Origin of the sequence: Thermus composti (genome assembly GCF_014647535.1) — a bacterium.
In the GTDB taxonomy this organism is placed as follows: domain Bacteria; phylum Deinococcota; class Deinococci; order Deinococcales; family Thermaceae; genus Thermus; species Thermus composti.
This window is the reverse complement of sequence record NZ_BMPJ01000042.1, coordinates 1-9,487: the sequence shown is the minus strand read 5'-3', so window position 1 is coordinate 9,487 and position 9,487 is coordinate 1. Positions and strand designations below refer to the sequence as shown.

The 9,487-nt window shown below is 66.4% G+C and carries 11 protein-coding genes and 1 tRNA gene; 4 read left to right on the top strand and 8 right to left on the bottom strand.

Features of this window, described 5'->3' with window-relative positions; all coding sequences use genetic code 11:
- Window positions 1–116 precede the first annotated feature (116 nt).
- On the top strand, window positions 117–1,148 hold the full coding sequence (locus IEX93_RS10960) for an SIS domain-containing protein (protein ID WP_188848229.1): 1,032 nt from the start codon (window positions 117–119) through the stop codon (window positions 1,146–1,148).
- An 86-nt stretch (window positions 1,149–1,234) separates the two neighbouring features.
- Here the strand turns inward: IEX93_RS10960 and IEX93_RS10955 are convergent, their stop codons facing one another.
- Window positions 1,235–1,564 (bottom strand): tRNA-binding protein, encoded by a 330-nt coding sequence (locus IEX93_RS10955; RefSeq protein ID WP_188848228.1) that lies wholly within the window; start codon window positions 1,562–1,564, stop codon window positions 1,235–1,237.
- A 39-nt stretch (window positions 1,565–1,603) separates the two neighbouring features.
- A tRNA-Ile gene (locus IEX93_RS10950) sits at window positions 1,604–1,679 on the bottom strand.
- Between the two features lie 76 nt (window positions 1,680–1,755).
- Here IEX93_RS10950 and IEX93_RS10945 point away from each other — a divergent pair.
- Together IEX93_RS10945 and IEX93_RS10940 are read left to right on the top strand one after the other, a co-directional pair.
- Window positions 1,756–1,947 (top strand): YgaP family membrane protein, encoded by a 192-nt coding sequence (locus IEX93_RS10945; RefSeq protein ID WP_188848227.1) that lies wholly within the window; start codon window positions 1,756–1,758, stop codon window positions 1,945–1,947.
- Window positions 1,944–2,468: a ribonuclease FAU-1 family protein gene (locus IEX93_RS10940; protein WP_188848226.1), complete on the top strand. Its 525-nt coding sequence runs from the start codon at window positions 1,944–1,946 to the stop codon at window positions 2,466–2,468. The genes IEX93_RS10945 and IEX93_RS10940 overlap by 4 nt, the downstream gene beginning before the upstream one ends.
- Here IEX93_RS10940 and IEX93_RS10935 read toward each other — a convergent pair.
- From IEX93_RS10935 to IEX93_RS10920, 4 genes are read right to left on the bottom strand one after another with little or no spacing between them, the layout of a single operon-like run.
- Complete coding sequence (locus tag IEX93_RS10935) at window positions 2,465–3,466, bottom strand: hypothetical protein (RefSeq protein WP_188848225.1); 1,002 nt, start codon at window positions 3,464–3,466, stop codon at window positions 2,465–2,467. The genes IEX93_RS10940 and IEX93_RS10935 overlap by 4 nt on opposite strands.
- Window positions 3,467–3,475: 9 nt before the next feature.
- Entirely contained in the window at window positions 3,476–4,009 is a 534-nt protein-coding gene (locus tag IEX93_RS10930) for a LabA-like NYN domain-containing protein (RefSeq protein WP_188848224.1), read from the bottom strand.
- A gap of 9 nt (window positions 4,010–4,018) precedes the next feature.
- Window positions 4,019–5,014 (bottom strand): NAD(P)/FAD-dependent oxidoreductase, encoded by a 996-nt coding sequence (locus IEX93_RS10925; RefSeq protein ID WP_188848223.1) that lies wholly within the window; start codon window positions 5,012–5,014, stop codon window positions 4,019–4,021.
- A 32-nt stretch (window positions 5,015–5,046) separates the two neighbouring features.
- Window positions 5,047–6,078 (bottom strand): zinc-binding dehydrogenase, encoded by a 1,032-nt coding sequence (locus tag IEX93_RS10920; protein WP_188848222.1) that lies wholly within the window; start codon window positions 6,076–6,078, stop codon window positions 5,047–5,049.
- 109 nt (window positions 6,079–6,187) lie between these two features.
- On the opposite strand from IEX93_RS10920, the gene IEX93_RS10915 reads away from it, so the two are divergent.
- Window positions 6,188–7,267: a TRAP transporter substrate-binding protein gene (locus IEX93_RS10915; protein ID WP_188848221.1), complete on the top strand. Its 1,080-nt coding sequence runs from the start codon at window positions 6,188–6,190 to the stop codon at window positions 7,265–7,267.
- 42 nt (window positions 7,268–7,309) lie between these two features.
- Here IEX93_RS10915 and IEX93_RS10910 read toward each other — a convergent pair whose 3' ends face one another.
- Window positions 7,310–8,812 carry a TRAP transporter large permease gene (locus tag IEX93_RS10910; protein WP_188848220.1) on the bottom strand — a complete coding sequence of 501 codons (1,503 nt, stop codon included), beginning with the start codon at window positions 8,810–8,812 and terminating at the stop codon, window positions 7,310–7,312.
- Window positions 8,812–9,354 (bottom strand): TRAP transporter small permease subunit, encoded by a 543-nt coding sequence (locus IEX93_RS10905; protein ID WP_188848219.1) that lies wholly within the window; start codon window positions 9,352–9,354, stop codon window positions 8,812–8,814. The genes IEX93_RS10910 and IEX93_RS10905 overlap by 1 nt, the downstream gene beginning before the upstream one ends.
- Window positions 9,355–9,487: the final 133 nt, after the last annotated feature.

Sequence of the window (9,487 nt, the reverse complement as noted above, 5' to 3'; positions counted from 1 at the left end):
ATGAAGTCACCCAAGAACTCTTGAAGCAGGCTAAGGGAGGGCGAGGAAGGAGTTTTGGGTAAAGCCCTGATACCACCCCTTGGGGGCAAGGAGAAGCCCAGGCTACAATGGAGGGCATGGCGTCCTGGATGCGCCAAGAGGCCGAGGAGGCCCCTTGGGTGGTGGAAAGGCTCCTTAGGGAGAACGCCGCCGAGGTGAAGGGGCTCGCCGCCTTCCTCCGCCGGAGGCCCCCGGGTTTGGTCCTCACCGTGGCCCGGGGGAGCTCGGCCCACGCCGCCCTTTTCGCCAAGTACCTCCTCGAGGCCCGCCTGGAGTGGCCTGTCCTCTCCTTAGCCCCTTCCGTCCTCACCCTCTACCGGGCGAGGCCTAAGGTCCCCTACCCCGCCTTGCTCCTCGCCTTTAGCCAAAGCGGGGAAAGCCCGGACCTTTTGGAGGCCGTCCAGGCCTACCGCCGGGCCGGGGTCCTCACCGTGGCCTTGGTGAACCGGGAGGAAAGCCCCTTGGCCCGGGCGGCGGAGGTGGTCCTGCCCCTCCACGCCGGGGAGGAAAAGGCGGTGGCGGCCACCAAGAGCTTTCTCGCCATGCTGGCGGCCACGGTCCACCTCCTCGCCCACCTCCTGGAAGAGCCCCGCCTAAGGGAGCGCCTTCCCGCCCTGCCCGAGGCCCTTCACCGGGCCCTTGGGGTGGTGGGGGACTTGAGCCCCTTGGAGGAGGCGGAGGGCCTTTTCGTCCTGGGGCGGGGGTTTACCTTCCCCATAGCCCTCGAGGCCGCCCTCAAGCTCAAAGAGGTGGCCGCCTTGCACGCCGAGGGGCTTTCCCTGGCGGAGTTCCTCCATGGGCCCCTGGCCCTCTTGGAGGAGGGGTTTCCCCTTTTGGCCCTGGTCCAAGGGGACGAGGCCCTGGAGGGCTTCCTGGAGGTCCTGCAGGGCCTAAAGGCCCAGGGAACTCACCTCCTCGTCCTCTCCCCCGAGCCCGAGGCCCTGGCCCTGGCCCACACGCCCCTCGCCCTGCCCCAGGCCCTGGCTCCCGAGCTAGACCCCCTCCTCCTCGCCCAGGCCTTCTACCCCCTGGCCGAGGCCCTGGCCCGGGCCCGGGGGCTGGACCCGGACCGGCCCCGGCACCTTTCCAAAGTGACCCGAACCCGTTAAGTGACCGCACGTTGGTTTCGCAACACGGGATGCCCGCAAGGGGGCCTGGGAAGCTCCTTTTGGGGCGAAAGCCGCGGTGGGGTACTTTAGAAGACCTTTTCCCCCAGGGGCACCTCCCTTTCGGGGGCGAGGAGGACCACCCGCCCTTCCCCGTCCCGCACCCCTAAGACCAGGACCTCCGAGGGGAAGCCCCCGATGAGGCGGGTCCCCAGGTTGGTGGCGCAGACCACCAGACGGCCCAGGAGGTCCTCGGGCCGGTAGAGCTCGGTGATCTGGGCCGAGCTCCGCTTCACCCCCAAAGGCCCCAGGTCAATCCAAAGCTTGTAGCTGGGCTTCCTCGCCTTCTCGTGGGGTTCGGCCTTCACCACCCGGCCCACCCTCAGGTCTAAGAGCTGGAAGGCTTCCAAGGGCTCCATGACCCCATTCTAAGGGAAAAAGCCCCCAGAAGGGGGCCTTGGTGGGCCGTGCAGGATTCGAACCTGCAACCTACCGGTTATGAGCCGGCTGCTCTGACCGTTGAGCTAACGGCCCGCCGCCGAGGGCTCATTCTAGCATAGGATTTCCCGCCCCTGCGAAGGTGTATACTTACCCCTAGGGGGTGAAACCCATGACGGTGAACGAGAGCACCGCCGACCGGGTGATCCGCTTTGTGCTGGCCCTGGTCCTCTTTTACTTTGCCTTCCAGTCGGCCTCACCCTGGAACTGGGTCTTGGGCGTGGTGGCCGCCCTTCTCCTTTTCACCGCCATCACCGGCTTCTGCGCCCTTTACAAGCTTCTTGGCATCAGCACCAAGCGGTGAGCTTTCCCGTCCGCCCAGGGGCGCGCGTCCGGGTGGAGTTCTACAAGTACCCGGAAGGCGTCCTCCACTACTTCTGGGAGGCGGAGGTGGTGGAGGTGCGGCCCGAGGGGGTTCTCACCCTTCTTCCCCAAGGGGGGGTCTTTCACCACGTGGCCAAGGGGCGGTCCGTGGTCTTGGACCACGACGCCTACGTGGCCTTCTTCCCCGGGGCCTGGTACTCCGGGGGGCCCGACGTGCGGGCGGGGCGGGTCTTGGAGTACTACTGGAACGTGCAGACCCCGGCGGAGTGGACCGGAGAGGGCTTCCGCCAGTACGACCTGGAGCTGGACGTGCGGTGCCGGGCGGACCACACCTGCCAGGTCTTTGACCGGGAGGAGTTCTTGGCCAAGCACCCCCTCTACCCCAAGGCCTGGGTGGAGGCGGCGGAACGGGCGGTGGAGGCCATCTTCCGGCACATGCGGGAGGGGCGCTGGCCCGTTTTGCCCCCGGGAGAGCCCCTCCCTTGGATGGAGCGCGTTTAAGGGTAAAGCTCGGGGGTAGGGGAGGGGCGGGCCTCGAGGCTCCCCGCTCCGAAAACTTTTAGGGGGATGAGGCGGTGACCCTGGACCTGCCAGTGCCCCTCCAGGATCACCTGGTAAAGGAGACCCTTGAAGAAGCCGTGGAAGCTGTCCTCCCAGGTCTCCAGGTTCTGGGCCCTCAAGGGGTGGTTGTGCCAGGCGGGGCCCAGGTAGAAAAGCCAAGGGTCCTCGAGGGGGCGGGTGTCCTCCTTGGAAAGGCCCAGGAGGGCGTTGAAGTAGCCCCGCAGGCGGCTTGCAGTGAAGAGGAGGTTGAGGTAGGGGTCTTCTAGGGCCCGCCGGGCCTCGGCTTCCGTCCTGGGGAAGGGCCTTAGGGGGTTCCAGGCGCCGAAAAGCCTTAAGCGCTCCTCCTGCCTTAGGGCGTCCTCCCAGCTCATCTGGGCGAGGCCCAGGGTGCGGGAAAAGGGGGCCTCCCCCAGGGTGAGGGCCATCCCGTCCGCCACCTCCCGCACCCCCCGGGAAAGCCCCAGGGCCTTGTCCCCCCCGTGCTGCTCGTTGTCCACGATGGCGGCCAAGACCCCTGGGGGAAGGCGGAGGGCAAAGGCCGCCGCCCGGATCTCCTGGGCATGGGGCAGGACGTGGTGGGGGGCGGCGGGCAGGCCTTCTAGATTGGCGGGAAGGCCCCTCCGGGCCTGGCCTAGGGCCTGGATCCAGCGCCGGGCGGCCCTTAGGGCGCTTTCCGGGTCGGCGAAGGCCGAGCGCTTCCCCGCCCTTTGGTTGACGAGCTCTAGCCGCATCAGCCGATCGTAAGCCCGGGCCGCCTTCTCCCCCAGGAGGAGCTGGAGGCTCGCCTTGTTGCCGAGGTGGAGGGCCACCAGGGCTTCCCGCTTGGCCTCAGGGTAGGGAAGGAGGCTCCGCAGGCTGGGCGAGGCCGGGGGGGTGGGCGGGCTGGGCAGGACTAGGAAACAAAGTCCCACCAGGACCAGGGCGGGCCAGGGGCGCATGGAAGGGGTTTAGCCTTCCTCAGGGGGAAGCTCCACCGTGGCGGCGATGGGGAAGCCGGTGTAGGTCCTCCTTCCCCCCAGGGTCCTTTCCAGGACCTCCCGCCACTCCGCCAGGTTGATGAAGCGGTCCGCCTGGTTGCGGAGCTCCAGGTCCGCAAGCTCCGGGATCCCCAGGAGGTGGAGCTCCTTGCCCATGGCCCTAAGGGCCTGGAAGGTGTGGGCTAGGTCGGCCGAGCCCGAGGCCACGATGGCCCGGTCCCACCGGGGAGCGGTGGTGAGGAGGTCGGTGGCCATCATGGCCTCAAAGCGCGCCTCGCTCCGCATCAGGCGGCTTTGCACCGTGTAGCCCATGAAGACCAGGGCGTCTATGAAGCGCTGCTGCCGCTCGTCCTCGGGGTCGGTGACGGGCACGTAGTAGAAGGCGTTGTAAAGCTGCTCCGGGGTGGCGAACTGGGTGAGGACCCGGCGGTGGTCCACGTTCCAGCCCAGCCGCTTGGCCACCTGGTACATGTAGGAGCCGTCTATGAAGAAGGAAACCCGCATGCCCTTAGCTTAGGAGACCTTCTCGGAGGAGTGCCCCGGGTTCACCTTGAGGGCGGGGTTGGCGTAGGCGGCGGCGTGGTTGGCGGCGATGGCCGCCTCCCCGAAGCCCAAGACGATGAGGGGAAGCTTTCCGGGGTAGGTGACGATGTCCCCGCAGGCGTAGACCCCGGGGATGCTGGTGGCCATGGTGGTGTCCACCTTGATCTTGTTCTTCTCCAGCTCTAGCCCCCAGTGGGCCAGGGGGCCGAGCTTGGTGATGTAGCCCGCCAGGATAAGGACGGCGTCCACCTCGAGGGGGATCTCCTCCTGGGTCTGGTTGTGGAAGATGACCACCCGGCGCACCCATTCGTCCCCCTCAATCCGGCGCACCTCGTAAGGGGTGAGGACCCGAAGCCTTCCTTCCTCGTGGGCTTGCATGAGCTCCTTCACGCTCGCCTCGTGGGCCCGGAACTGGGGACGGCGGTGGATGAGGGTGATCTCCTGGGCGGTGTCCAGGAGGTTTAAGGCCCAATCCACGGCGCTATCCCCCCCGCCCACGATGAGGACCCGCTTGCCCGCGAACTCCGCCTTGGCCCGCACCGCGTAGTAGACGCCCTTCCCCTCAAACTCCATCTCCCCCGGGGCGCCGATCCTTCGGGGCTCAAAGGCCCCCACCCCCGCGGCGATGATCACCGCCTTGGCGGTGTAGGCGTTCCCCTTAGAGGTGGTGACCTTGAAGTGGTCCCCTACCTTTTCCAGGTTTTCCGCCCGCTCCCCCAGGCTGTAAATGGGGTTGAAGGGGGCCACCTGCTCTACCAGGCCCTTCACCAGGTCCTTGGCGTAGATCTTGGGGAAGCCCGCCACGTCGTAGATGTACTTCTCCGGGTAAAGGGCGGTGAGCTGCCCCCCGGGTTCCGGCAGAGGGTCCACGAAGCGGAAAGAGAGTCCCCGCATCCCCACGTAAAACCCTGCGAAGAGGCCCGCAGGCCCCGCGCCCACGATGAGGACGTCCGTGTGCTCCGCCATGCTCGTTATTTTATACACAAAATGGCCCGCGTCTAGTCCACCCGCAGGACCACCTTGCCGAAGACCCGGCGCTCCTCCAAAAGCCGGTGCCCTTCCGCCGCCTGCTCCAAGGGCAGAATCTGGCCCACCACGGGCCTAAGCTTCCCCTCCTCCACGAGGCGGAGGATGGGGAAGAGGCGGCTTTTGGAGGCCATGGTGGAACCCAGGATGGAAAGCTGCCGGAAGAAGACGTGGGCGAAGGGCAAGGTTCCCTCGTACCCTGAGGAAGCCCCGGCGATGGCGATCTTGCCCCCGTTGGCCGTGGCCTTGATCACCCCTTCAAAGTAGAGGGCCCCGGTGTGGTCCACCACCTTGTCGGCTCCCTTGCCCCCCGTGAGGCGGCGCACCTCCTTGTACCAGTCGGGGTGGGCGTAGTTCACCACCTCGTCGGCCCCCAGTTCCTTGGCCCGCCGGAGCTTCTCCTCGGAGCCCGCCGTGGCGATCACCCTTCCCCCGAAGAGCTTGGCGATCTGGATGGCGGCCACGCTCACCCCGCTTCCCGCTGCCATGACCAGCACGTCGTCCCCGGGGCGCACCCCGAGCTTATCCACCACCATCTGCCAGGCGGTGAGGAAGGTGAGGGGGAGGGCCGCCGCCTCCTCAAAGGAAAGCCCCTTGGGCTTGGGCGCCACGTTGGCTGCCGGGACCACCACGTACTGGGCGTAGGTGCCGTGGCGGTGCTCGCCCAGGATCTCGTAGTGGGGGCAGAGGTTGTCCTCTCCCGCTAGGCAGCGCTCGCAGCGCCCGCAGGAAAGCCCCGGGTTGATCACCACCTCGTCCCCCACCGTAAGGCCCACCACCCCGGGGCCCACCGCCTCCACCACCCCGCTGGCGTCGGCCCCCGGGATGTGGGGGAGGGCCAGGCGGGGGTTCGCCACCCCCTTGCGCACCCAGATGTCCAGGTGGTTGAGGGCGGCGGCTTTGATGCGCACCCGCACCTCCATAGGCCCGGGCTCGGGGGTGGGAAAATCCCCATACCTTAAGACCTCCGGGCCGCCCCTTGCCTCCATCACCACGGCTTTCACCGGTCCACCTCCTTTGCAGGGGATTTTTTCACCCGGGTGGCCTCGGGTCAAGGCTTGCGCCTAGGCTGTGGTTCGGATGTATAATCGCCCCGGACCTAAGGAGGTCACAATGAGGCGGAGGGATTTCCTAAAGAAGGCGGGTATCGGCGTAGCGGCCAGCGCGGCTTTCGGACCGGTCTTCGCCCAAGCGCAGCCCACTATCCGCTGGCGCCTGGCCAGCAGCTTCCCCAAGAGCCTGGACACCATCTACGGGGCGGCGGAGGTTCTGGCGGAAAGGGTGCGGGCGCTCACAGGCGGGCGCTTCCAGATCCGCCCCTACCAGGCGGGGGAGATCGTCCCCGGCCTTCAGGTGATGGACGCCGTGCAGCAGGGCACGGTGGAGGTGGGCCACACCGCCAGCTACTACTTCGTGGGCAAGGCCCAGGTCCTGGCCTTTGACACCAGCGTGCCCTTCGGCCTCACCGCTCGGCAGCAAAACGCCTGGATGTACTTTGGCGGCGGGATTGAGCTTTTCCGCTCCATCTTCGCCGACTTTGGCATCATCCAGTTCCCGGGGGGCAACACCGGGGCCCAGATGGGGGGGTGGTTCCGCAAGGAGATCCGCACCCTGGCCGACCTCAGGGGCCTCAAGATGCGCATCCCCGGGCCTGGGGGCCAGGTGATGAGCCGTCTGGGGGTGGTGCCCCAGGTGCTGGCGGGCGGGGACATCTACCCGGCTTTGGAGCGGGGCACCATTGACGCCACCGAGTGGGTGAACCCTTACGACGACGAGAAGCTGGGGTTTTACAGGGTGGCCAAGAATTACTACTACCCTGGCTTCTGGGAGCCCGGGGCCATGCTGGTTTTCTACGTGAACCTCAGGGAGTGGCAGCGCCTGCCCAAGGAGTACCAGCAGGCCTTTGAGGTGGCGGCTGCTGAGGCCAACCAGTGGATGATGGCCAAGTACGACCAGGTGAACGGCCCTGCCCTGCAACGCCTCCTCCGGAACGGGGTGCGGCTCAGGAAGTGGCCCAACGAGATCATGCAGGCGGCCCAGAAGGCGGCCTTTGAGTGGTTTGAGGAGGAGGCGGCCAAGGACGCCACCTACCGCAGGGTCTACACCGCTTGGAGGAGGTTCCGGGAGGAGCAGTTCCGCTGGTTCGCTGTGGCCGAGCTGGGCTACGAGCAGTTCGCCTTCCCCAACGTGTAGGCTGGGAGGTTGGGTCCCCCGGGGCAACCCCCGGGGGCTTTCCTATTGGCCGAAGCCAGAGTAGGCCATGTTCAGGATGGGCTCCCGGAGGAAGTAGACGAGAAGCAAGACGAGAAGCTGCAGGAGAATAAAGGGAATGCCCCCAAGGTAGATGTCCGCCGTCCTCACCTCCTTGGGGGCCACGTTCCTGAGGTAAAAGAGGGCGAAGCCAAAGGGTGGGGTGAGGAAGGAGGTCTGGAGGTTCACCCCCACCAGGAGGCCGAACCAGAGCTTGTCAATGCCCAAAGCGTCGGCCCCGATGGCCAGAAGGGGCAGGGCGATGAAGGCGATCTCAAAGAAGTCTATGAAGAAGCCCAGGAGGAAGACCAGGACCATCACGAAGAGGATGTAGCCCACCTCTCCCCCGGGAAGCCCCGTGAGGAAACCCTCCACCCAGAGGTCCCCGTCCACCCCGCGGAAGACCAGGCTGAAGAGGGTGGAGCCGATGAGGATGAAGACCACGAAGGCGGTGAGCTTGGCCGTGCCCTCCATGGCCCCGTAGAGGACCTGGAAGGAGAGCCTGCGATTGAGCGCCGCCAGGACCAGGGCCCCCACCACCCCCATGGCCCCCGCCTCCGTGGGGGTGGCGAGGCCGATGAGCACCGTGCCCAGCACCAAGAAGATGAGGACCAAGGGGGGGACCATGGAGAGAAGGGCCTTGCGCAGGAGGGGGTTTGTGCGGATCCAGGGCAGGAGGAAGAGGGTCCAAAGGCCGAGGCCCAAGAGGATCTCCAGCCCCTCCAGCCACCCCGGGAGGTGGAGGAACTCCCCAAGTCGCCAGGACCCCACCCCCACCAGGAGGTAGGAAAGGAGGGCAAAGGCCGTAGGGAGCTCCTTTCCCGCCTCGGGCCGCGCCTCCTTGGGCAGGGCGGGGACCCACCGGGGGTGGACCAGGGCCACGTAGATCACGTAGAGGAAGTAAAGCAGGACCGTAGCCAGGGAGGGGATGAGGGCCGCCTTGTACATGTCCCCCACGCTTACCCCCAGCTGGTCGGCCAGGACGATGAGGACCACGCTTGGGGGGATGATCTGGGCCAGGGTGGCCGAGCCCAGGATGACGCCACTGGCGAAGCGGGGGTTGTACCCGTACTTGAGCATCACCGGCAGGGAGATGAGGCCCATGGCCATGACGCTGGCGGCCACTACCCCCGTGGTGGCGCCCAAGATGGCCCCCACGAAGACCACGCTCAGGGCGAGGCCGCCCCTAAGGGGCCCGAAGAGGCGGCCCATGGTGTCTAGGAGATCTTCCGCCAGGCCGCTTTTCTCCAGGAGGATGCCCATGAGGGTGAAGAAGGGGATGGCCAGGAGGAGCTGGTTGGACATGATCCCGAAGATCCGGTCGGGCATAGCCCCGAGGAGGCTTGCGGGGAAGAGGTCCAAGGCGATGCCCAAGAACCCGAAGACCATGCCCACGGCCCCCAAGGAGAAGGCCACGGGGTAGCCGGAAAGGAGGAAGAGGATCAAGGCCAAAAACATCAGGGGGGGCATGAGGGCGTAGAGGTCCATCAGGCCACCTCCTCCTCTTCCTCGGGGGACCAGCTGGGTAAGGCCCCTGTCAGGAAGGCGATCCGCTTGATGAGCTCGGAAAGCCCTTGGAGGGCGAGAAGGCCGAAGCTAAAGGGCACCAGGAGCTTGATGGGCCAGCGGGGCAGGCCCCCCACGTCCGGGGACATCTCCCGGATGCTCAGGGAGTTCATGGCCCAGGGCCAGGAGAGGTAGATGAGCCCTAGCGCCATGGGCAAGAGGAAGAGCACCGTGCCCACCACATCAATCCAGGCCTGAGTCCTCCGGCTGAAGCGGTCGTAGAGGAGGTCTATGCGCACGTGGGCGTTGTGCTTCAGGGCGTAGGCGCCGCCCAGGAGGAAGATAAGGCTGAACATGTACCACTGGGCCTCGAGGTAGGCGTTGGAGCTGTAGCTGAAGCCGTAGCGCAGGATGGCGTTCCCCGCCGAGAGGAGGGCCACCAACAGCACCAGCCAGACCACGAGCCGCCCTACCCCTTCCGTGAGGACGTCTATGGCGCGGGATAGACCTAGGAGAAAGCGCATATTCTTACCCCCAAGGAAACCGGCCCCATCCTACCCGGGAAGGGAATGGGTGTCAACGCGTCCAGAACAGGGCTTTACCCAAAACTCCTTCCTCGCCCTCCCTTAGCCTGCTTCAAGAGTTCTTGGGTGACTT

What these genes read in the sequence shown, in the direction of transcription:
- IEX93_RS10930 (WP_188848224.1), bottom strand. Translation starts at nt 4,009, where the DNA reads ATGCGGGTTTCCTTCTTCATAGACGGCTCCTACATGTACCAGGTGGCC.
- IEX93_RS10935 (WP_188848225.1), bottom strand. Translation starts at nt 3,466, where the DNA reads ATGCGCCCCTGGCCCGCCCTGGTCCTGGTGGGACTTTGTTTCCTAGTC.
- IEX93_RS10945 (WP_188848227.1), top strand. Translation starts at nt 1,756, where the DNA reads ATGACGGTGAACGAGAGCACCGCCGACCGGGTGATCCGCTTTGTGCTG.
- IEX93_RS10960 (WP_188848229.1), top strand. Translation starts at nt 117, where the DNA reads ATGGCGTCCTGGATGCGCCAAGAGGCCGAGGAGGCCCCTTGGGTGGTG.
- IEX93_RS10915 (WP_188848221.1), top strand. Translation starts at nt 6,188, where the DNA reads ATGAGGCGGAGGGATTTCCTAAAGAAGGCGGGTATCGGCGTAGCGGCC.
- IEX93_RS10910 (WP_188848220.1), bottom strand. Translation starts at nt 8,812, where the DNA reads ATGGACCTCTACGCCCTCATGCCCCCCCTGATGTTTTTGGCCTTGATC.
- IEX93_RS10955 (WP_188848228.1), bottom strand. Translation starts at nt 1,564, where the DNA reads ATGGAGCCCTTGGAAGCCTTCCAGCTCTTAGACCTGAGGGTGGGCCGG.
- IEX93_RS10925 (WP_188848223.1), bottom strand. Translation starts at nt 5,014, where the DNA reads ATGGCGGAGCACACGGACGTCCTCATCGTGGGCGCGGGGCCTGCGGGC.
- IEX93_RS10905 (WP_188848219.1), bottom strand. Translation starts at nt 9,354, where the DNA reads ATGCGCTTTCTCCTAGGTCTATCCCGCGCCATAGACGTCCTCACGGAA.